The sequence below is a fragment of the Flavobacterium sp. LC2016-23 genome, from assembly GCF_009674775.1.
GTDB lineage: Bacteria > Bacteroidota > Bacteroidia > Flavobacteriales > Flavobacteriaceae > Flavobacterium.
In genome coordinates this window covers 159,996-181,588 of sequence record NZ_WKKE01000008.1, presented here as the reverse complement: position 1 = coordinate 181,588, position 21,593 = coordinate 159,996, and the positions used below count along the sequence as shown (strand labels likewise).

Sequence of the window (21,593 nt, the reverse complement as noted above, 5' to 3'; positions counted from 1 at the left end):
TGAACCAATGTCACTCTGAACCCTTATGCCTCAAATCACAATCCGTGCTGAAACAAATGATAATATGCTTCGTTGGCATTGATTTTATCTTTAAATTCCCTTACGGTCGTTTTTTCGTCAATAACTAATAATTCGATTCCGGCTATATCTGCAAAATCTTCCATGTATTCTGTGGTGATTGCCTGGCTGTAAACAGTATGATGTGCTCCCCCCGCCAGGATCCAGGCTGTTGCTGCAATGTCCAGGTTTGGTTTACAATCCCACAAAACTCTGGCAACCGGTAATTTTGGCAATTCCGCCATTGGTTTTACGGCTGTCACTTCATTTACAATCAGACGGAAACGATTTCCCATATCTACTAATGAAACATTGATAGCTTCCCCGGCAGGTGAATTAAACACCAGACGAGCCGGATCTTCTTTTCCTCCAATCCCTAACGGGTGTACTTCGCAAGAAGGTTTTGCCTCTGCAATTGACGGACATATTTCCAACATATGAGATCCTAAAACATATGATTTTTGTGGTGTAAAATGATAGGTATAATCTTCCATGAAAGAAGTTCCGCCTTCAAGACCCACATTCATCACTTTCAAAGCTCTCACCATCGCAGCGGTTTTCCAGTCGCCTTCGCCACCAAAACCGTAGCCGTCTGCCATTAATCTTTGTGTTGCAATTCCGGGTAATTGTTTCCAGGCGCCCAGATTTTCAAATGTATCTGTAAAGGCTCCAAAACCTCCTTCTTCAAGGAAAGCCCTTAAACCTAATTCTATTCTTGCTGCTTCAGCCAGAGAACTTCTTTGTGCTCCGCCTTGTTTTAAAGAATCTGTTAAAGTGTATGAAGATTCATAAACTGCTAATAAATCGTTTAATTGCTGATCCGTAACTTTCTCAATATGTTTCGTCACATCTGAAGAATCATATCCGTTAACCGACAGACCGAAACGAATCTGAGCTTCAACTTTATCCCCTTCCGTAACGGCAACTTCACGCATATTGTCTCCAATACGGGCTACTTTCAGGTTTTGAAGTTCATCCCATCCTAAAGCTACTCTTGTCCACACCCCTAATTTGTTTAAAACGCGGTTATCTTCCCAATGTCCCACAACTACTTTGCGCTTTTTACGCATTCTGGACATGATAAAACCAAATTCACGATCTCCGTGTGCCGATTGGTTCAGGTTCATAAAATCCATGTCGATACTTCCCCACGGAATTTCAGCGTTGTATTGTGTGTGTAAATGGCACAATGGTTTTTTAAGGATATTCAACCCGCCGATCCACATTTTGGCCGGAGAGAAAGTGTGCATCCAGGCAATAATTCCGATACAGTTTTTAGTCGAATTGGCCTCTAAACATAAATCTAAAATTTGAGCGGGAGATTTTACAACTTCTTTATAAACCACTTTTACGGGAATATGAGAAGATCCGTCTAATCCTTTTGCGATTATCTGCGAATGCTCTGCTACTTTTCTTAGTGTTTCTTCACCGTATAATTCCTGGCTTCCTACTACAAACCAGACTTCTTTTTCAGAAATATCAATCATATTCTTTTGTTTATTTTGTTTCAGGTTTTCTTTGTTTCAGGTTTTGAAACCGTCGAAAATCTCTATTCTTTACTCTATTTTCTTTTATCTAATTTACTGTCCGTAATACGAATCTTTTCCGTGTTTACGGTTGTAATGTTTTTTTATCAGTGAATCTTTCAGTCTGGGTGCATTTGGATTGATCTGTAAAGTGAGGTACGCCATTTCGGCAACTACTTCTAAAACCTTGCTGTTGTACACTGCTTTTGCAGCATTTTTACCCCAGGCAAACGGACCATGATTTCCGATCAGAATCATTTCTACTTCTTCGTAGGAAAGATTTTTTTCTTTGAAACAGTCCAGAATCTGAATCCCGGTATTGTGTTCGTAATTTCCTTCAATAAGTGAATCTGACATTGGCGGTGCACATGGAATATCTGAAGTTAAATGATCGGCATGTGTGGTTCCGAAAATCGGAATATCACGTTGCGATTGTGCCCAGGCTACCGAATAGGTTGCATGGGTATGAGCCACGCCACCAATATTTGGCCAGTTTTTGTATAAATATGCATGGGTTTTGGTGTCTGATGACGGACGCATCGTTCCTTCAATAATGTTATTGTCAAAATCGACAATCACAATATCTTCCGGTTTTAAATCTTCGTAAGGAACACCGCTCGGTTTAATCGCAAAAACGCCATTTTCCCTATCCACCGCACTAACATTTCCGAAGGTATATACTACCAGATTCAATGCATTTAACTGCATGTTGGCTTCGTAACATTCCTGTTTTAAATCTTTATATCGAGAACTCATGTTGGGACAATTTTATCGTTGGATCTTCAAAAGCGCTTAATTGGTCGTAACCAATCAGCAATTTGTGGTAGGCTGCTACCTGGTCTAACTGAGGGAAATATTCCCCGTCAAAATCACTTCCGATTTTTTGACTGGCTTCAATTACGTTTGGATAAATTCCGGCTGCCACTGCTGCATAAATCGCAGCGCCTAAAGCCGGAGTCTGGTCGGATGCTGCAATTTTGATTGGTTTATTTAAAACATTGGCCAAAGTCTGCATGATAAAAGGAGATTTTCGCGCAACACCGCCAATTCCGATAACGCTGTCGATTTTTACGCCTTCTTCTTCAAAACGATCGACGATTTTTTTCGCTCCGAAACAAATGGCGTTTACTAAGGCTTTAAAAATATGCGGCGCTTTTGTTCCTAATGACAAATTTGAAATGGCGCTTTTCAGTTCCTGATTAGCATCTGGTGTTCTTCTTCCGTTGATCCAGTCTAAGGCAATGGGAAGACTCTCTGAGACCGGAACTTTCTCCGCCTCTTTGGTCAGTTCCACAATCAATTTATCACTGAATTCTTCTCTTAATTGTTCTTTTTGTCCGTCATTTAAAACTGTTGAAGCCATCAGTAAATGATCTGTTGGCCAAAGCAATAATTCTTTGTACCAGGCCAGTAAATCGCCAAAAGCAGATTGTCCTGCTTCTAAACCAATAAACCCGGGAATTACAGATCCGTCAACCTGACCGCAGATTCCGCGAACGGTTTTAGTTCCTACTTCATCATAAGAGCCAACCAAAATATCACAGGTTGAAGTTCCCATAACACGAACTAAAGTGTTTTCTCCGATTTTTGCACCAACTGCTCCGGAGTGCGCATCGAATGTTCCCACAGCGACAACTGTTTCTGTCGAAAGCCCTAAACGATCTGCCCATTCTTTGCTTAATTTACCGGCAACTAAATCAGAAGTATATGTCTCATCATATAAATTGCCCCGAAGTGTTGACAGGTACGGATGTAATTTTTCTAAAAATTCTACCGGAGGCAAGCCATTCCAGTCGGTGTGCCACATGGCTTTATGACCTGCCGCACAACGGCTTCTTCTGAATGATTTTAAATCTTTATCCTCAATTAATAAGTAGGTCATTAAATCACAGTGCTCCATCCAGGTGTATGCAGCATTTCTAACGGCTTCATCTTTTCTGGCGATGTGCAGGATTTTTGCCCAAAACCACTCCGATGAATAAATTCCTCCCACATATTTGGTAACGTCTTCTCCTTCCCAGCTTACGGCAAGTTCGTTGATTTCGTTGGCTTCATTTATTGCGGTATGATCTTTCCATAGTACCATCATCGCATTAGGGTTTTCCTCAAAACCCTTTGTCAGGGCTAACGGAATTCCTTCTTTGGTAACCGGTACAGGAGAAGATCCTGTTGTATCAATACAGATACCCCGTACTAACAAAGGATCTACTTTGCTTTCTTTTACAACAGTTTGAATAGTACTTTCCAGCCCTTCAATATGATCCAGAGGATGCTGACGAAACTGATTAATAGCGGCGTCACAATATTGTTTGTTTTTCCATCTTTTATAATGAGAAACATTCGATGCCAGCTCCTGTCCATTTTCAGTGTCTATGAGCACCGCCCGAACAGAATCTGTTCCGTAGTCCAATCCTATTACGTAATTTTTCATTCTGAATTTATTTTAAAGATTGACAAATATAAAAATAATTAATTTATAAGTGTATTAAAAACACTTAATAAAAACCAGCCTCTTACTTTTTTACAAATAATGCATCAAAACAGGGATTTAGGCTCTAAACAAAAAATAAAAATTAGTTTTACATTTGTTGTGTTGCCATTATTTCATCTTTATTTTCCTTCCAGAACTATTACAGAAAAAGGCGGAATTGTAATTTCGAGTTTGCCTTTTTTATTTTCAAAGTCTTTAAAGGCAATGGGTATAATTTTATCCGGCTGTTCAAATGAATTATGGTCCTGTAATTTTTTAGCCGTTATAATCTTTCCTGAAAAGTTTTTAACCCCCAGGTCTTTTGTGTCAATTTCAACTTTATTGCTGTTTTTTGAATCGATATTTACCAGTGAAATATGAACCAGCCCGTTTTTATCTTTGGAGGCTGAAACTGAAATAGCAGGAAGTGTTTCTCCGTTATAGGCATACAAAGGCGAATTGAAACTGATCGGTAATAATGTCGCATCCTGATGCACGCTGTAGAGTTGCATTACATGATAGGTTGGTGTTAAGATCATTTTGGCTTTATCGGTTAGAATTACAGCCTGCAGTACATTGACACATTGTGCTAAGTTAGCCATACGTACCCTGTCAGCATGATTGTTAAAAATATTTAGTGTTGCACCGGCCAGAACGGCATCTCTTAAGGTGTTTTGCTGATATAAAAAGCCCGGGTTTGTTCCTTTTTCAACATCGTACCAGCCTCCCCATTCATCTACAATCATCGCCACTTTTTTCTTCGGATCGTATTTATCCATTATGGCAGCATGTTTGGTGACCAGTTCTTCCATTTTCAAAGCTTCTTTCATCGTTTTGAAATATTGTTCCTCGGTATAATCTACAGCATCACCTTTTTTATCCCAGTTGATTACAGAGTAATGATGCACTCCAATTCCGCCCAGAAGATTCAGGGGAATGCTTTTCATTAAAGTTTCTGTCCAGTTGTAATCTGCACTATTCGATCCTGACGCAATGCGTATCAGCCCTTCTTTATTGCCCCAATCAGACATAAAAGTGGCATATTTGCGGTATTCTCCGGCATAGTAATCGGCTGTCATATTTCCTCCGCAGCCCCAGGCTTCATTTCCAATTCCCCAATAGGTAACTTTCCACGGCTCTGTTCTTCCGTTTTTTTTACGCAAATCACTCATCGGACTTTTACCTGCAAAATTGGTATACTGGATCCAGTCTGACAATTCCTGAACAGTTCCGCTTCCCACATTTCCCGACAAATACGGTTCGGCTCCCAGTAATTCGCACATGTTTAAAAAATCATGGGTCCCAAAGCTATTGTCTTCTGTTACTCCGCCCCACCACTGGTTGACAATTGTCGGTCTTTGCTCTTTTGGACCAATCCCGTCTTTCCAGTGATACGTATCGGCAAAACAGCCTCCGGGCCATCGCAAATTTGGGATCTTCAGATCTTTTAAGGCTTTAATAATATCATTTCTAACTCCTTTTGTATTTGGGATTTTCGACGTATCCCCCACAAAAAATCCGCCGTAAACAGAACGTCCCAGATGCTCTGCAAAATGACCGTAAATGTTTTTATTTATAGTTGGCGCATCCGAAATGGTTTTTATCGAAATTACCGTAGTTTCTTTTTGCGCAAAAGTAATCTGACTGCAAAAAGTAAAAATGCATGAGATTAAAAAAGACTTTTTCATATTGATTATTTTAAAATAAGGTTTTTTGTATCTTCTAACTTGACGATTATATGCTCTGAAAAAAAGGAATTTATATTGAATTGTTTAAACCTGAAAAATCATTGAAAAACATTTAAGTGTTGATTTGACATTTGTAAATATAGTTAAAAAAATAACTAATGGTCAGTTTAACTATTAATAAAAACATATTTCATAAAATATTGGCTGAAAATATTTAAAAATGGTTTTTGCTTAAATCTTATTCAAATAGATAACTTTGCACTAAATTTGAAGGCGATCAGCGAAGATTGCTGTCTGATTTTGATCCTAAATAATTAAAAAATAAAGGCATTATTTTTTACCTTAATTCCGTTAAGTGTAAAATCAACATTAATAGATTATAAAACATATGCGGAAGTTTATATATTTACCAATAAATAACAGAATATGCTAAACACTTATAGCTCTGCCGATAAAGCTTTATTAGCAGTAGATTGTATCATTTTTGGATTCGACCATGAGGGGTTGAAAATACTTTTAATCAAAAGAGACTTTGAGCCTGAGAAGGGGAAATGGTCTCTTATTGGCGGTTTTTTAAAGCGCGATGAGATACTGGACAATGCTGCTATCCGAATATTAAATACCTACACCGGTCTTAATGATATTTATATGGAACAGCTTTATGCCTACAGCGAGATTGACCGCGATCCTGTGGAGCGAACTATTTCTGTTTCTTATTATGCACTGATTAATATTGAAAACCATAATGCGGAACTGATTCAGAATTATCATGCGAAATGGTTTAGCATAAATGATATGCCAAAGTTAATTTTTGACCACGACGAAATGGTGCAGCATGCCATAAGCAGACTGCGATACAGAACCTCCATAAAACCAATTGGTTTTGAGTTACTGCCTGAAAAGTTTACCATGCGTCAGTTATTGGAACTTTATGAAGCCATCCTAAGCAAAGAACTGGATAAAAGAAACTTTATCAGCAAAATTAATTCTCTTGAAATCTTAAATAAATTAGATGAAAAAGATATGGGCTCTTCCCGTAAAGGTTCTTATTTGTATACTTTCAATAAAGAAAAATATGAAGAAAAACTATTGAATGACTTTGTGCTGAATTTGTAAATTCTAAACATAAAAGCCAAAAACAAATCCTGAAAGTTCCGCTCTCAGGATTTTTTTTTATCAACGAACAAAAGACAGCTTCAAGAGCTACAACGAATTCCGCATAATCAAAGAGGATTTATTCTCGATTTGTTCTTTGTTTCCTTTCAGAACCATTTCGGCCAAAATTTTTCCCATGGCTTCAAAATGGGTTGAAATTGTAGTAATTCCATTTGCGACAATTTTTTTCAGCGGTGTTTCATTATAAGAAATAATACCAAAATCGCTGCCTAATTTTAAACTTTGCTTTCCGGCACTTTCGATCACTTTTACCAGATCCCGGTCATTCGGAATGATGTAAAGATCTCCTGTTGTGATTTCTCTTCCGGTAAATTCAGTGATGATTTCGTATTCAAAATGATAGGCGGCACAAAAATCCTCAAAACCCAGTTTCATTCCAAGCGGTTCCCTGAATCCCGGGAAAATCAAAATGAGTTTTTTGTATTTATTCAATCTTGCTTTTGCTTTAAACAATCCTTCAAAAATATCTTTTTGATGATTTTGATAAATGGCCGGATATACTTTTAAATTCTGATTGGTCTGATCCAGTATGATTACTTCATTTACTGGTAGGGTTTTTACAGAATCTACTATATCGTTTAAGTTCGTTGGCATAATAATGTATTTGGTGTAATTTCCGTTGCTGTCATTTATTAGCTTTTGAAATACTTTGACATTAAAATGATGAAAAAAAATATCGACCTGAACATTCTTTCCAATGTTTTTCAGGAACGAATTGTAAATGTCTTCCTTGAAAATATTCAATTCGTCAAAAAGTAAAAAAATCCTGTGTTTTAGCGTAGTTTCAACGCTTTTCACATAGTAACCTTTGCCCGGAATGGCGTAAATAATCCCTCTTTTTTTAAGTTCGTCGTACGCTTGTAAAACCGTATCCCGAGACAATGAAAAGGCCAGACAAACTTTATTGACGGAGGGCAGGCGGTCTCCTTTTTTTAATTTTTCTTCTTCAATAGCCTTCTCAATTGAAAGAATTATCTGCTTATATTTCGGAAGACCTAAATTGTTTTGTACAGAAATTACATTCATAAAAAATAGTTTTTGAGTGCAAGATACAAAAACTGGTAGGTACTGGTATGTGTATTTTTGAAATGTTTCTATTTTTGGATTTCATTTTTGGTAAAAATTACATGAAAATAAAACAGATATCTCATTTTAACAATCTATCCGATTACAAATTGTTTGGTTTAATGCCTGACAGCGAAGAAATCTATTCTTTTGAATTGACAAATAAAAACGGAATGAAAGCGCAGCTTATCAATTATGGAGCAACGGTAACTTCTTTGCAGGTTCCGCTTTCAAATGGTACGCTGAAAGATGTTGTTTTAGGTTTTGACAATCTGGAGTCTTATCTGGAATCCTATAATTTACCAAGTGCGCCTTATTTCGGAACTACTGTGGGCCGTTATGCAGGAAGAATCAAAAATGCTTCTTTCGTGATCAATGGTACTGCTTTTCAACTGCCGGCCAATAATAATGGCAATACGCTGCATGGCGGTAATTTTGGTTTTGGAAGAAAAGTCTGGAATGTAACCAATATGACTTCCGGCGAAAATCCTGCGATTACCTTTGGTCTTTTAAGTGAAGACGCTGACGAAAATTTCCCCGGAGAAATGCATGTCTACATCACGTATACATTAACAGAAGAAAACGAATTAAAATTAGAATTTAAAGCGACCTCAACCGAAGATACGGTTATTAACCTGACACATCACAGTTATTTCAACCTCAACGGTCATGATAAGAGCGTTTTAGATCAGGAAATATTTATCAAATCGGTTAAAATGCTGGAAACAGATGAAAACAATATTCCGACAGGAAATTTAACGGATCTCACAGGCCATGCATTTGACTTCAGAACACCCAAAAAATGTCCTTTCCCGATTGATCATTCTTTTGTCGTGAATTCTAAAATAGAAGTTATTGCAAAATTAATCAGCTCCGAAAACAATTTACAAATGAGTGTTTATACCGATCAGCCGAGTGTTCATATTTATGTGGGCGGAAATTGTTTTGGCCAACTAAAAGGAAAGCAGGATGCCGCTTATCATTCGTCAAGTGGAATTTGTTTTGAAACACAAAATTTTCCGGACGCACCCAATCACAAAAATTTTCCCAATTCGATCCTGAAAAAAGGAGAAGAATACACGCATAAAACGGTTTACCGATTTGAAAATATAAACTAGGATTTTTAGCCTATAACTACCAGACAACACTTACAATTTCGAAACAATGAATGACATTTTAATACAGGATACAACGGCATTTTTTGAGCAATCATTTGGTTCTTCTCCTCAAAAAACCGTGCTTTCTCCAGGCAGAATAAACATTATCGGAGAACATATTGATTACAATGACGGCTATGTTTTACCGGCAGCAATTGATAAAGTAATCTGCTTTGCTTTTGAGAAAAACAACAGTAAAAAGTCTAAAATAATCGCCATTGACTTAAAGGAAGAATTCGAGGTTGATCTCACGCAGGAAATCAAGTTAAGTGATGTGGTCTGGACGAATTATATTCTTGGCGTGATCAAACAGCTGCAGGATAATGGATTTTCTTTTGAAGGTTTCAACTGTGTTTTCAGCAGTAATATTCCGGTTGGTTCGGGATTGTCCTCGTCTGCCGCTTTAGAATGCGGGATGCTTTTTGGTATTGCGGCCCTTTTTGATCTTACGATTGCAAAAGCTGACATTGCCTTAATGGGACAAAAAGCGGAACACTGGGTGGGTATCAATTGTGGCATTATGGATCAGTTTTCAAGCGTGCACGGAATTGAAGACAAAGTGATTAAACTGGATTGCAATACGTTAGAATTTGAATACCACGATGCTAATTTCAAAGATTATTCGTTAATCTTAATGGACAGTAATGTAAAACATTCGCTTTTCACCTCAGAATACAACACTAGAAGACTGGAATGTGAAGAAGGTTTATTAATCCTAAAAAATTATTTTCCGGAAATAAAAAGTTTTAGAAATTGTACCGAAGAACAGCTTTTAAGAATTGAGGATAAAATGAATCCGACTGTTTTTAAAAGAGTTCATTTTGTTATAAAAGAAATTAATCGTGTCATAAAAGCTTGTGAGGCTTTAGACAACGGAAATATTGAGCTTTTGGGAGCATTGCTTTTTGAAACTCACTACGGGTTATCACAGGAATATGCAGTAAGTTGTGCCGAGCTGGATATGCTTGTAGATACTGCAAAATCTGATGATTCAATTGTTGGTTCGCGATTGATGGGTGGTGGTTTTGGCGGGTGTACCATCAATTTGATTAAAAAAGGTCACGAAAATGAGGTAAAAAGTAAGTTTTCAAATCTTTATTTAGATACATTTGGGATTGAATTAAAATTTTATGATGTAAAAATCTCAAACGGAACAACACTACTTTAATACCACAAGAATTACAATGAAAAATTTTGACATTACCGAAGATCCGCACAGACGTTTCAACCCGCTAATCAACGAATGGGTTTTAGTATCCCCTCATCGTGCAAAACGTCCATGGCAAGGACAAAACGAAACTATTTCAACCGAAGCTTTGCCCAATTATGATTCCACTTGCTACCTCTGTCCGGGGAATGTTCGTGCCAATGGGGTCAGCAATCCGAAATACGAAAGCAGTTTTGTGTTTGAAAATGATTTCGCTGCCATGAAGCAGGATGAAATTATGTTTGAAGAAGATATCAAACATACTTTTTTTAAAGCACAACCCGAACGCGGCATCTCGCGAGTGGTTTGTTTTTCTCCAAGACATGATCTCACCTTACCGGAAATGAATATTGACGGCATTGAAACTATCATTAAAACCTGGCAAAAAGAATACACTGATTTAGGCAACATCAAATACATCAATCACGTTCAGATTTTCGAAAACAAAGGAAGTGTAATGGGCTGCAGCAACCCACATCCTCACGGGCAAATCTGGGCACAATCATCCTTACCGACCCAGGTAGAAAAAACACAAAAAAACCTGAAGACTTATTTTGACAAAAACGGCAGGACGATGCTGGCAGATTATCTTCAGGCCGAGCTAAGATCGGGGGAACGCATTGTAATCGAAAACGATCATTTTGTGGCATTGGTTCCGTTTTGGGCAACGTGGCCGTATGAAACAATGATTATCAGCAAAAGAACTTTTGGGAAAATTACCGATTTTACGGGTGATGAAACGACTTCTTTTGCCACAATACTAAAACAGCTTACATCAAAGTACGATAACTTATTCAACACTTCTTTTCCTTATTCATCGGGAATTCACCAGTCTCCAACAGATGGTCTTGAACATGCGGAATGGCATTTTCACATGCACTTTTACCCTCCTTTATTGCGATCTGCAACGGTTAAGAAGTTCATGGTGGGCTACGAAATGTTAGGAGAATCCCAAAGAGATATTACTCCTGAAAAAAGTGCAGAAGTTTTAAGACAATTGTCAGATGTTCACTATAAAACGAAATTAAAAGCGGACTAAAATTGCATTTAATGTAATAATGCAGTTATAAATGTTAAAAATACATTTGTTTTTGATGTTGAAATGGATTTTTATCCTATTTTTGGCTTTGGATCATTTTTTCACAAAAAAATAACGGAATAAAAACACATAATTTATTTTAAACCGTATTAAACGATAAAACAAACAATCACCTTTACTAATTTTAAACTATTACTAACAATGAACCAGAACCTTGCTTTCGCAGATTATGCGGTTTTTATTATCTATTTTATCGTAGTGGCATCCTACGGTTTTACTATTTACCACAAACGTAAAAAAGACGAACAAGATGCAAAAGCTTACTTTTTGGCTGAAGGGAATTTAACCTGGTGGGCGATTGGAGCGTCTTTAATTGCTTCTAATATTTCTGCTGAGCAATTCATCGGAATGAGTGGTGAAGGTTTCTTTTTAGGAATTGCCGTTGCTGCTTACGAATGGTTAGCTGCTGTTGCTTTAATTATTGTAGCGGTTTGGTTTATTCCGGTATATCTTAAAAATAAGATTTACACGATGCCACAATTCTTAAAAACCCGTTATAACGAATCGACTGCATTGATCATGGCCGTTTTCTGGTTGTTTTTATATGTTTTTGTAAACTTGACTTCTATTTTATATTTAGGAGCAGTTGCTATTAACGGACTTGCAGGCGGAGAATATCTGCATGTAATCATGGTTGGTCTGGCGGTATTTGCTTTATTCATCTCTTTGGGAGGTATGAAAGTGGTAGCCTATACAGACGTTATTCAGGTAGCCGTTTTAATTATTGGTGGTTTAGTAACCTCTTATATTGCATTAACAACCGTTGGACAATATTTTGGCGTTGGCGAAAATGCTATTGCCGGTTTTAAAGTTTTAATGAGAGAAGCCCCGGAGCATTTCAAAATGATTATTCCAAAACCAACAGCAACTTCTTCTCAACTTGATATTGATAAATATTTGACGTTCCCGGGTCTGATGTCTTACCTTGCCGGTATCTGGATTATCAACTTAAACTATTGGGGATGTAATCAATACATTACACAACGAGCTTTGGGTGCTGATTTACAAACGGCCCGTACCGGTATTTTATTTGCCGGAATGTTAAAATTATTAATGCCTTTAATCGTAATGCTGCCTGGTATTGCTGCTTATGTTTTATATCAAAACGGACATTTACCACAATTAGTAGGAGGAAAAGACGGTGCTTATTCTGCTGTATTAACTTTCCTTCCAACAGGATTAAAAGGACTTTCGGTAGCGGCGCTGACTGCTGCAATTGTAGCATCATTAGCCGGAAAAGTAAACAGTATCTCGACAATCTATACTTTAGATATTCATAAAAAATACATTCAGAAAGAAGCTGGCGAAAAACAACAGGTAAATATTGGTAGAATTGCCGTTTTTGCTGCCATGCTATTGGCTGTTTTATTTACATGGAATGACATCTTAGGAATTGGCGGAGTGGGCGGTTTTACCTACATCCAAAAATATACCGGATTTATTAGCCCGGGAGTTTTTGCCATGTTCTTCCTTGGTATGTTCTGGAAAAGAACTACCGGAACTGCAGCCATTGTGGGTGTAATTTTAGGCTTTGTATTGTCTGTATTATTCAACGAATATGCGCCAATGCTGTTTGGAAACGAAACATTATTATACACTGCTTATCCTAACGGAAAAGGGGCTTTCGAAATCCCTTTCCATATCTGTATGGGATTATCATTCTTCTTTACGATGTTAGCTATGATTGGAATCAGTTTTGCAGGACCAAAAGTAAATCCTAAAGCGTTTGAAATAGACTCTGAAATGTTTAAAGTGAAACCACAAACTACGGTTTTAATCGTAATTACATTATTGGTTATCGTGGCTTTATACGTTAAATTCTGGTAGTATAATTTTTTACTATTATTATTTTTGAAGAAAAAAAAGGATATCATTTTTTGATATCCTTTTTTTATTTACAATGATTTTACTTAGATTTAAACCCTTAATAATTAACCAGTAAAAATGAAAAAATTAATCATTACATGCTTCTTTATTTCAGGAGTTATTTTTGCGCAAGACATGAAAGTTGTTCAGGGAAACTTTGATTTTTTAAAAGATCAAAAGGAAATCAACACCGAATTTGATTATAGTAATTTTACTATGATGAAAGAAAAAAAATCAGAAGCGCAATATGTTGAAGAACACAAAGCCGATTTAGATCAAAAAGCAAAAGGAAACGGAAATCTTTGGGAAAAAAGATGGGTTGCAGCAAAACAACAAATCTGGACTCCAAAATTTCTGGAAATCGGAAACATTGTTTTATCTAAAGCAGGTAAAGATCTTAATTTTCAGGAAGGATTAAATACGCCTTACACTTTAATTGTTCAAACCGTATGGCTTTACCCGGGTTGGGATGCCGGAATTATGAAACAGCCGGCAAAAGTTACTACAAATTTAAAGTTTGTTGAAACAGCAAATAAATCAAAGATCTTACTGGAAATAACAAGCGAAGAGGCTCCTGGAGATCAATGGGGAAATAATTACAGTAATGAATCCAGAATTGGAGAAGGTTATGCAAAAACGGCCAAATCACTTTCGAAAATGATCATTAAAAAAGCATACAAATAAGAATCAAAAAACCCTAGCTTACACTAGGGTTTTCCTTTTCTTGCTTTTGCATATTAAGCATATAGGCCATATTTTTAATCACATTATCGTGTTTCTTTACAAAAGGATTTTCTTCATCCCAAACATAACCTGCCAAAACCGAACATATTTTTTGTTTCACGTCCGGGTTTTCCGGCTGGTGAAAAAATAGCGTTTGCAGGTTTCCGGTGTACCATTCTTTCACGTAAGTGGTAAAAACGGCAATCCCGCGTTTCATGTAGGCGGTAAACTCCGCTTCCCAGTCTACTGCAATCCCTTTTGATTCTTTCAGGTATAATTTTGCTGCCAGCATTCCGGATTCGGTTGCAAAAGCAACTCCCGATGAAAAAACGGGATCTAAAAATTCAGAACTGTTTCCTGTCAGTGCAAAACCATCCCCATACATTCTTTTTACAGCTCTGGAATAATTTTCCAGCTTCACCGGCTCAAATAAAAACTCGGTTCCCTTAAATCTCTTGATATAATAATCTGATTTCTGAATGGCATTTTTCAAAGCCTCGGCATTGTCTTTATTTTCTGAAAGCGAATTGATAAAGTCGGTCGGACCCACAACGCCCAAACTCGTATTTCCGTTAGAAAACGGAATGACCCACAACCAGACTTCAGTTTCCAGAATATCAAACGAAATCTGGGTTCCTTCCTCGCCTTCCGGTCTGTTTATATCTTTTACGTGTGTAAATATCGAAGAATGGGGATCCAGCTGCGATGGTGTATCAAGATCCAGAAGTCTTGGCAAAACACGGCCATATCCACTCGAATCGACAATAAATTTAGCATGAATTTCTTTTAGATTTCCGTCTTTGTCTTTTACAACCGTTTTAGAATTTTTGCCTTCAAAAGAAACTTCAAGTACTTCCGATTCAAATTCGAGATCAATTCCTTTTCTTACTACTTCCTGCGCCATGGTGTGGTCAAAATCAGCTCTTGGCACCTGCCAGGTCCAATCCCAGCCTTCACCGAATTTTTTACTGAAATCAAAAACACAAATCTCTTCTCCTCTTATAAAACGGGCTCCTAATTTCTTTTCAAAATTCATGGCATCAAGACTCTCAAAAAGCCCGGCCTCCGCAAAATGATCCATAACTCTTGGTATAAGGCTTTCACCGACAACAAGTCTTGGAAATTTTGTTTTTTCTACAACTTTTACCTTAACATCGTTTTTATGAAGATAAGACGCTGACACACATCCCGAAGGTCCTGCACCAATCACTAAAACATCAACAAACTCCTTTATCATATTAAAAATATTATCAATTATTAGCCTACATTTGCCATCATCAAAATAACTACATTTATTTTGATAAATAAAATTAAATTAGCACAACCAAAAACAATTTAATGAATACAATTAATGAATATTTAAGTTTAACAGAATTCGAGTCTATTATCTTTGGAAATAACAAAGTTACCATAAGCGATGCTGTTTTAAACCGGGTAAACGAAAGCTTTAATTTCCTGAAAGAATTTTCCGGAAACAAAGTAATATACGGTGTAAATACGGGCTTTGGCCCAATGGCCCAATACCGGATTAAAGAATCTGACCAGATTCAGCTGCAATATAATTTAATCAGAAGTCACTCTTCCGGAACCGGAAAACCTTTGAGCCCTGTGTGTGCCAAAGCAGCCATCCTGGCACGACTAAACACGCTTTCTTTGGGAAATTCGGGCGTTCACCCGTCAGTCATTCACTTAATGGCCGAACTGATCAACAGAGACATTACCCCTTTAATTTTTGAACACGGTGGTGTTGGTGCCAGCGGAGACTTAGTACAATTGTCACATCTTGCCCTGGTTTTAATCGGAGAAGGTGAAGTTTTTTATAAAGGAGACCGAAGACCAACTCCTGAAGTTTTTGAAATCGAAGGCTTAAAACCCATTCAGGTAGAAATCAGAGAAGGCCTGGCCCTGATCAACGGAACTTCGGTAATGACCGGAATTGGAGTTGTAAATGTGCATCATGCCAATAAATTATTAGACTGGTCGTTAAAATGTTCCTGCGCCATAAACGAATTGGTTCAGGCGTATGACGATCACTTTTCGGAAGAATTAAACCAAACCAAACGTCATAAAGGACAACAGGAAGTGGCCGAAAGAATGAGACAAAATCTTTCGGACAGTACTTTGATCCGTAAAAGAGAAGATCACTTGTATTCCGGAGAAAATACAGAAGAAATTTTTAAGGAAAAAGTACAGGAATATTATTCCCTTCGTTGCGTACCTCAGATTTTAGGTCCGGTTTTAGAAACCATCAATAACGTCGCTTCTATTCTGGAGGATGAATTTAACTCCGCAAACGACAATCCGATTATCGACGTCAAAAACAAACATGTGTATCACGGAGGTAATTTCCATGGCGATTATATTTCGCTTGAAATGGATAAATTAAAAATCGTTATTACGAAATTAACGATGCTGGCAGAACGCCAATTGAATTATTTACTGAATTCAAAAATCAACGAAATCCTTCCTCCATTTGTAAATTTGGGAACATTAGGATTTAATTTCGGAATGCAGGGCGTTCAGTTTACCGCTACCTCAACCACTGCCGAAAGCCAGATGTTGTCCAACCCAATGTATGTACACAGTATTCCAAACAACAATGACAATCAGGATATTGTAAGCATGGGAACAAATGCCGCCGTGATTACCTCAAAAGTTATCGAAAACTCTTTTGAAGTATTGGCAATCGAAATGATTACAATTGTTCAGGCCATTGATTATTTAGGTCAGAAAGATAAAATTTCATCCGTAACCAAAAAATGGTACGATGATGTTCGAAATATAATTCCAACCTTTACAGAAGACCAGGTGATGTATCCTTTTGTTCAAAATGTAAAAGACTACCTTATAAACAGTTAAACCATACATAATTATTAATCTTGAATCTTAAACCCATGAAAAAATGTTTTCTTTTTTTATTGTTAGTATTTATTCAGTTTGTTAATAGTCAGGAATTGGCTTTGGTCAAAAAAAATGCTAAAATTGGATATCTTTCCAAAGACGGGAGCTTTAAAATCGAGCCTCAGTACAAAGCTGCCAAAAGTTTTTCTGAAGGTTTGGCTGCTGTGGAAGACAATGAAAAATGGGGTTTTATTGATGCAAAAGGAAGCTGGGTAATTCCTGCAACTTTTGATGATGCAAAAGATTTTAACAGCGGAATTGCAATTGTAAAAAAAGGTAAGGATTGGGTATATATCAATACAAAAGGTGAAATTCAAAAAGCACCTGCAACAGAAAAACTATTTGATTTTAATAATGGGATTGCTTTTATAAGACAAGGCGATAAAGTGGGGTTAATCAACTCCAAAATGACTGTTGTTTTAGAACCCAAATACAATCAGATCAAACCTTTTGAAAATGGTTTTGCCAGAGTCGAAAGCAACAAAAAATGGGGAATTATAAGTTCCAATGGTAAAGAAGTTGTAGAACCTGTTTATGATGAAATAGGCAATTATTTTAAAAATACCACCTGGGCCCGAAAAGATAAAACTTTTGGAATTGTAAGTGGCGGAAATTTTATTCCGGTAGACGGCGCTGAGAAAATCTGGGATTTTGAAACACAGGATTTAACGTATGCGAAAAAGAACGGAAAAATCGGATTCATTGACTTAAAAGGAAATTGGGCAATTCTGCCTATTTATGATAAAGCAAGAGCATTCTCCAAAAACTTAGCTCCAGTTTGTGTGGGATCAAAGTGGGGCTACATTAACCCGAAAGCAGAATTCATTATTCCGCCAACGTATAGTGATGCAGAAGTTTTCAGTTCAAACGGACTGGCTCCTGTAAAAGAAAAAAACTGGGGATTTATCAATGAAACCGGAAAATTAGTAATCCCAACCCAATACGGCATCACTTCAAACGGGTTCATTATCGCTTTATTTGTACAACAGGACAAAGGATTTATCGATGGTCTAGCACGAGTAAAAAATGAAGGAAAATGGGGGTTTCTTAAACCGGACGGAACCGTATTAGGCAATCAATGGTTTGAAAATGCTGAACTATTTTCAAAAACAACAGAAAAAATCAACACCAGTGAAGTTGCTGCCGAGAAGCCAAAAGCAGAAACAAAAGCCGCGACAAAACCAGTAACCAAAAAGAAAAAATAAAATCTACATAAATGAAATCGCCACTAAAAAAATTGCGTAAGCAAAACCAATAAAAAGCGATACCATTTATGACCTATAAAAAATAAAATCTACATAAATGAAATGTGTATTAGTAACAGGCGGTTCGAGAGGAATTGGGAGTGCAGTTTGTAAAAAACTGGCCGTTGAAGCCAATTACCATATTTTGATTAATTATCATTCTAACAAAACTGCTGCCGAAGAAACACTTCAGGAAATACAAAAATTAGGAGCAACCGGAGAAATCTTAGGTTTCGACGTTTCTAATTTTGAAGAAGTACAAAACACTTTAACCAAATGGCAGGAGGCAAATCCTGAAGCCATCGTAGAAGCCATTGTCAACAATGCCGGAATTACAAAAGACGGTCTTTTTATGTGGATGACTCCCGAAGACTGGAACGGAGTGGTCAATACCAGCCTAAACGGATTTTTTAATGTAACGCAGTTCTTCATTCAGAAAATGCTGCGCAACAAATATGGCCGAATCGTCAATATGGTTTCTGTTTCCGGAGTAAAAGGAACAGCAGGACAAACCAATTATTCGGCTGCAAAAGGAGCAATTGTAGCAGCTACCAAAGCACTGGCCCAGGAAGTTGCCAAAAGAAACATTACTGTAAATGCAGTAGCACCCGGTTTTATCAGAACCGATATGACCAGTGCCTTAGATGAAAAAGAGTTACTAAAACTAATTCCGGTAAATCGTTTCGGTGAAGCCGAAGAAGTGGCCGATTTGGTAAGTTTCCTGATTTCAAAAAAAGCAAGCTACATTACAGGAGAAATTATCAATATAAACGGAGGAATATATTCATAACAATACCTATGTTTGCGAGGTCGTTTTTTAAGTTTTTTCTAATGTTGAAAATTGCACGCAAAGTCGCAAAGTCTTATTAAAAAAACCTGACTACTTTGCATCTTTACGAGATTAAAAAAACAAGGAATACACGATTTTGGTTGTATCTTAAAAATTACACGTAACGGATAAAAAATTATTTTGAAAGACGATGAATAAGAGAGTTGTAATTACTGGAATGGGAATTTATTCCTGTATCGGAACTTCTTTAGACGAAGTAAAGGAGTCCTTATACAACGGAAAATCCGGTATTCAGTTTGACCCTGAAAGAAAAGAATTTGGCTTTCAGTCTGCCTTAACAGGTATGGTTCCTAAAACGGATCTGAAAAATTTACTGTCCCGCAGACAACGTATGAGCATTGGTGAAGAAACCGAATATGCGTATATGGCCACTGTAGAAGCCCTGAAAAATGCCAATATCGACGATGCCTTTTTTGACACCCGCGAAGTAGGTATTATGTACGGAAATGATAGTGTCTCTAAAGCGATTATTGACGCTACAGACATTGTTCGCGAGAAAAAAGACACCGCCCTGATTGGCTCCGGAGCCATTTTTAAATCGATGAATTCTACGGTAACCATGAATTTATCCACGATTTTCAAACTTAGAGGAATCAATCTTACGATAAGTGCAGCCTGTGCCAGTGGTTCACACTCGATTGGACTGGCTTATTTTTTAATCAAAAGCGGTTTTCAGGATATTATTATTTGTGGTGGCGCTCAGGAAATCAACAAATATGCAATGAGCAGTTTTGATGGTTTAGGTGTTTTTTCTTCAAGGGAAAATGAACCTGAAAAAGCGTCAAGACCTTTTGATTCGGACCGCGACGGATTAATTCCGAGTGGCGGAGGTGCAACTTTAATTTTAGAAAGTTACGAATCTGCGATAGCCCGCGGCGCAACCATTATTGCAGAAGTAGCGGGTTACGGATTTTCTTCCAACGGAGGTCATATTTCAACTCCAAATGTAGAAGGACCGGCAACAGCGATGCAGCGAGCACTTGACGATGCTAAATTGAAAGCGTCAGATATTGACTACATAAACGCGCATGCGACTTCCACTCCCGTTGGAGATGGTAATGAAGCCAAAGCCATCTTTGAAGTTTTTGGTGAGAAAAATCCTTACGTAAGTTCTACAAAATCAATGACAGGCCACGAATGCTGGATGGCCGGAGCAAGTGAAGTAATCTACTCTATAATAATGATGCAGCACGATTTTATTGCGCCAAACATCAATTTGGAAAATCCGGATGAAGATGCTTCAAAATTAAATTTAGTTAAAACTACGTTAAACAAAAAATTTGACATATTTTTGTCCAATTCCTTCGGGTTTGGAGGAACCAACTCGGCGTTGGTAGTTAAAAAGTTTAATTGAGTGATGAATAAAGAAGAAATAATAGAAAGAATTAATAGTTTTTTGGTTGAAGAATTTGAAGTTGACGGAGAAGATATTGAACCAAACGCTAATTTAAAAGACACATTAGGTTTAGATAGTTTAGATTATGTAGACTTAGTCGTTTCTATTGAATCGAACTTTGGAGTAAAACTGGTAGAAGTTGATTTCGTTGGAATTGCTTCTTTCCAGAATTTTTATGACCTGATTGAAACGAAACTAAAAGCCAAAGCTGTTTAATGAGCAAATGGGATGGTAAATCAAAAGGAACCGTTTTAGGATATAGAATATTTGTTTTTTTAATACAAAAAATAGGTATTCGTTCTGCTTACGGCCTTTTATACTTTGTAGCATCTTATTATTTCCTTTTCCTGAAAAAAAGCAATCGTGCTATCTTCTACTATTTTAACGAAAGATTAAAATATTCCCGGTTTAAATCGAGAAAAATGGTTTTCAGAAGTTATTATACTTTTGGACAGACCATCATTGATAAAATTTCTATTTCGGCAGGAATGCGAAATAAATTCACTTACGAATTTGATGGTATCGATGTACTTAAAAAACTTTTAGCAGAGAAAAAAGGAGGCGTTTTGATTAGTGCCCATGTTGGGAATTTTGAAATTGCCGAGCATTTCCTGGGCGATATTAATATTGATTTCAGTATTAATCTTGTTACTACAGATTTAGAACATTCTGCCATTAAAAATTACCTTGAAAGTCTTGCTCAGAAACCTAGCGTAAAATTTATTATCATCAAAGACGATTTGTCTCATATTTTTGAGATCAACGCTGCCTTAACAAATAATGAATTGGTTTGTTTTACGGGCGATCGTTATTTTGAAGGAACAAAATCCCTTTCCGAAAAAATGCTGGGTCAGGAAGCCCATTTCCCGGCAGGTCCTTTTTTAATCGCTTCCCGGTTAAAAGTCCCTGTTGTTTTCGTTTATGTCATGAAAGAGCCCAACTTACATTATCATTTATACGCAAGGGAAGCTACTGTAAAACATCGCGACGAAAAGGGTCTGTTGAAAGAATATGTACAAAGTGTTGAAAGCATTCTGCAGAAATACCCATTGCAATGGTTCAATTATTTTGATTTTTGGAATCAGCTGAAAAAATAAAAATAAAATAAAACATCGTGCTGTTTTTGATAAGCATTCTTTTATACTTTTAGAAAATCTTAAAACAAGGC

General features: G+C 37.1%; 18 protein-coding genes. 12 read left to right on the top strand and 6 right to left on the bottom strand.

The features are described 5' to 3' along the window. Positions 1-35 precede the first annotated feature (35 nt). The 4 genes from araA to GJU43_RS08860 all read right to left on the bottom strand — a co-directional run bounded on the left by araA (position 36) and on the right by GJU43_RS08860 (position 5,741). A complete protein-coding gene (araA, locus tag GJU43_RS08875) occupies positions 36-1,544 on the bottom strand; it encodes an L-arabinose isomerase (RefSeq protein WP_154340413.1) in 1,509 nt (502 codons plus the stop codon). Between the two features lie 93 nt (positions 1,545-1,637). After that, positions 1,638-2,339, bottom strand: coding sequence for an L-ribulose-5-phosphate 4-epimerase (locus tag GJU43_RS08870; protein WP_154340412.1), 702 nt, complete (start codon positions 2,337-2,339; stop codon positions 1,638-1,640). Next, positions 2,323-4,014, bottom strand: a complete 1,692-nt coding sequence (locus GJU43_RS08865) for a ribulokinase (protein WP_154340411.1) — start codon at positions 4,012-4,014, stop codon at positions 2,323-2,325. Before GJU43_RS08865 ends, GJU43_RS08870 begins: the two co-directional genes overlap by 17 nt. Before the next feature lie 179 nt (positions 4,015-4,193). Beyond that, the gene (locus GJU43_RS08860) at positions 4,194-5,741 is read right to left on the bottom strand and encodes an alpha-N-arabinofuranosidase (protein ID WP_154340410.1); all 1,548 of its coding nucleotides are present in this window, start codon (positions 5,739-5,741) and stop codon (positions 4,194-4,196) included. Positions 5,742-6,167: 426 nt separating this feature from the next. Between GJU43_RS08860 and GJU43_RS08855 the strand changes: the two genes are divergently transcribed. Beyond that, the gene (locus tag GJU43_RS08855) at positions 6,168-6,857 is read left to right on the top strand and encodes an NUDIX domain-containing protein (protein WP_154340409.1); all 690 of its coding nucleotides are present in this window, start codon (positions 6,168-6,170) and stop codon (positions 6,855-6,857) included. Positions 6,858-6,944: 87 nt separating this feature from the next. On the opposite strand, the gene GJU43_RS08850 is transcribed toward GJU43_RS08855, so the two are convergent. After that, positions 6,945-7,943, bottom strand: a complete 999-nt coding sequence (locus tag GJU43_RS08850) for a GntR family transcriptional regulator (protein WP_154340408.1) — start codon at positions 7,941-7,943, stop codon at positions 6,945-6,947. Between the two features lie 101 nt (positions 7,944-8,044). Between GJU43_RS08850 and GJU43_RS08845 the strand changes: the two genes are divergently transcribed. The 5 genes from GJU43_RS08845 to GJU43_RS08825 all read left to right on the top strand — a co-directional run bounded on the left by GJU43_RS08845 (position 8,045) and on the right by GJU43_RS08825 (position 13,995). Next, the gene (locus tag GJU43_RS08845; RefSeq protein ID WP_154340407.1) at positions 8,045-9,100 is read left to right on the top strand and encodes an aldose epimerase family protein; all 1,056 of its coding nucleotides are present in this window, start codon (positions 8,045-8,047) and stop codon (positions 9,098-9,100) included. A gap of 46 nt (positions 9,101-9,146) precedes the next feature. After that, a complete protein-coding gene (gene galK / locus GJU43_RS08840) occupies positions 9,147-10,307 on the top strand; it encodes a galactokinase (protein ID WP_154340406.1) in 1,161 nt (386 codons plus the stop codon). Between the two features lie 16 nt (positions 10,308-10,323). After that, the gene (locus GJU43_RS08835) at positions 10,324-11,385 is read left to right on the top strand and encodes a UDP-glucose--hexose-1-phosphate uridylyltransferase (protein WP_154340405.1); all 1,062 of its coding nucleotides are present in this window, start codon (positions 10,324-10,326) and stop codon (positions 11,383-11,385) included. A 201-nt stretch (positions 11,386-11,586) separates the two neighbouring features. Next, positions 11,587-13,272: a sodium/sugar symporter gene (locus GJU43_RS08830; protein WP_154340404.1), complete on the top strand. Its 1,686-nt coding sequence runs from the start codon at positions 11,587-11,589 to the stop codon at positions 13,270-13,272. Positions 13,273-13,389: 117 nt separating this feature from the next. Then, the gene (locus GJU43_RS08825; protein WP_154340403.1) at positions 13,390-13,995 is read left to right on the top strand and encodes a hypothetical protein; all 606 of its coding nucleotides are present in this window, start codon (positions 13,390-13,392) and stop codon (positions 13,993-13,995) included. A 13-nt stretch (positions 13,996-14,008) separates the two neighbouring features. On the opposite strand, the gene GJU43_RS08820 is transcribed toward GJU43_RS08825, so the two are convergent. Beyond that, positions 14,009-15,271: an NAD(P)/FAD-dependent oxidoreductase gene (locus GJU43_RS08820; protein ID WP_154340402.1), complete on the bottom strand. Its 1,263-nt coding sequence runs from the start codon at positions 15,269-15,271 to the stop codon at positions 14,009-14,011. Positions 15,272-15,372: 101 nt separating this feature from the next. Here GJU43_RS08820 and hutH point away from each other — a divergent pair, with 101 nt between their 5' ends. The 6 genes from hutH to GJU43_RS08790 all read left to right on the top strand — a co-directional run bounded on the left by hutH (position 15,373) and on the right by GJU43_RS08790 (position 21,522). After that, on the top strand, positions 15,373-16,893 hold the full coding sequence (gene hutH, locus GJU43_RS08815) for a histidine ammonia-lyase (protein ID WP_154340401.1): 1,521 nt from the start codon (positions 15,373-15,375) through the stop codon (positions 16,891-16,893). A 35-nt stretch (positions 16,894-16,928) separates the two neighbouring features. After that, positions 16,929-18,140 carry a WG repeat-containing protein gene (locus tag GJU43_RS08810; protein ID WP_154340400.1) on the top strand — a complete coding sequence of 404 codons (1,212 nt, stop codon included), beginning with the start codon at positions 16,929-16,931 and terminating at the stop codon, positions 18,138-18,140. Positions 18,141-18,237: 97 nt separating this feature from the next. After that, complete coding sequence (fabG, locus tag GJU43_RS08805) at positions 18,238-18,969, top strand: 3-oxoacyl-ACP reductase FabG (protein WP_154340399.1); 732 nt, start codon at positions 18,238-18,240, stop codon at positions 18,967-18,969. Positions 18,970-19,159: 190 nt separating this feature from the next. After that, complete coding sequence (locus tag GJU43_RS08800; protein WP_154340398.1) at positions 19,160-20,383, top strand: beta-ketoacyl synthase; 1,224 nt, start codon at positions 19,160-19,162, stop codon at positions 20,381-20,383. Positions 20,384-20,386: 3 nt separating this feature from the next. Further along, positions 20,387-20,641, top strand: a complete 255-nt coding sequence (locus GJU43_RS08795; protein ID WP_154340397.1) for an acyl carrier protein — start codon at positions 20,387-20,389, stop codon at positions 20,639-20,641. Beyond that, positions 20,641-21,522, top strand: a complete 882-nt coding sequence (locus GJU43_RS08790) for a lipid A biosynthesis acyltransferase (protein ID WP_154340396.1) — start codon at positions 20,641-20,643, stop codon at positions 21,520-21,522. The genes GJU43_RS08795 and GJU43_RS08790 overlap by 1 nt, the downstream gene beginning before the upstream one ends. The last annotated feature ends 71 nt before the right edge of the window (positions 21,523-21,593 follow it).

Coding starts and splice junctions, on each gene's coding strand:
- araA (WP_154340413.1), bottom strand. CDS start 1,544: ATGATTGATATTTCTGAAAAAGAAGTCTGGTTTGTAGTAGGAAGCCAG.
- GJU43_RS08870 (WP_154340412.1), bottom strand. CDS start 2,339: ATGAGTTCTCGATATAAAGATTTAAAACAGGAATGTTACGAAGCCAAC.
- GJU43_RS08865 (WP_154340411.1), bottom strand. CDS start 4,014: ATGAAAAATTACGTAATAGGATTGGACTACGGAACAGATTCTGTTCGG.
- GJU43_RS08860 (WP_154340410.1), bottom strand. CDS start 5,741: ATGAAAAAGTCTTTTTTAATCTCATGCATTTTTACTTTTTGCAGTCAG.
- GJU43_RS08855 (WP_154340409.1), top strand. CDS start 6,168: ATGCTAAACACTTATAGCTCTGCCGATAAAGCTTTATTAGCAGTAGAT.
- GJU43_RS08850 (WP_154340408.1), bottom strand. CDS start 7,943: ATGAATGTAATTTCTGTACAAAACAATTTAGGTCTTCCGAAATATAAG.
- GJU43_RS08845 (WP_154340407.1), top strand. CDS start 8,045: ATGAAAATAAAACAGATATCTCATTTTAACAATCTATCCGATTACAAA.
- galK (WP_154340406.1), top strand. CDS start 9,147: ATGAATGACATTTTAATACAGGATACAACGGCATTTTTTGAGCAATCA.
- GJU43_RS08835 (WP_154340405.1), top strand. CDS start 10,324: ATGAAAAATTTTGACATTACCGAAGATCCGCACAGACGTTTCAACCCG.
- GJU43_RS08830 (WP_154340404.1), top strand. CDS start 11,587: ATGAACCAGAACCTTGCTTTCGCAGATTATGCGGTTTTTATTATCTAT.
- GJU43_RS08825 (WP_154340403.1), top strand. CDS start 13,390: ATGAAAAAATTAATCATTACATGCTTCTTTATTTCAGGAGTTATTTTT.
- GJU43_RS08820 (WP_154340402.1), bottom strand. CDS start 15,271: ATGATAAAGGAGTTTGTTGATGTTTTAGTGATTGGTGCAGGACCTTCG.
- hutH (WP_154340401.1), top strand. CDS start 15,373: ATGAATACAATTAATGAATATTTAAGTTTAACAGAATTCGAGTCTATT.
- GJU43_RS08810 (WP_154340400.1), top strand. CDS start 16,929: ATGAAAAAATGTTTTCTTTTTTTATTGTTAGTATTTATTCAGTTTGTT.
- fabG (WP_154340399.1), top strand. CDS start 18,238: ATGAAATGTGTATTAGTAACAGGCGGTTCGAGAGGAATTGGGAGTGCA.
- GJU43_RS08800 (WP_154340398.1), top strand. CDS start 19,160: ATGAATAAGAGAGTTGTAATTACTGGAATGGGAATTTATTCCTGTATC.
- GJU43_RS08795 (WP_154340397.1), top strand. CDS start 20,387: ATGAATAAAGAAGAAATAATAGAAAGAATTAATAGTTTTTTGGTTGAA.
- GJU43_RS08790 (WP_154340396.1), top strand. CDS start 20,641: ATGAGCAAATGGGATGGTAAATCAAAAGGAACCGTTTTAGGATATAGA.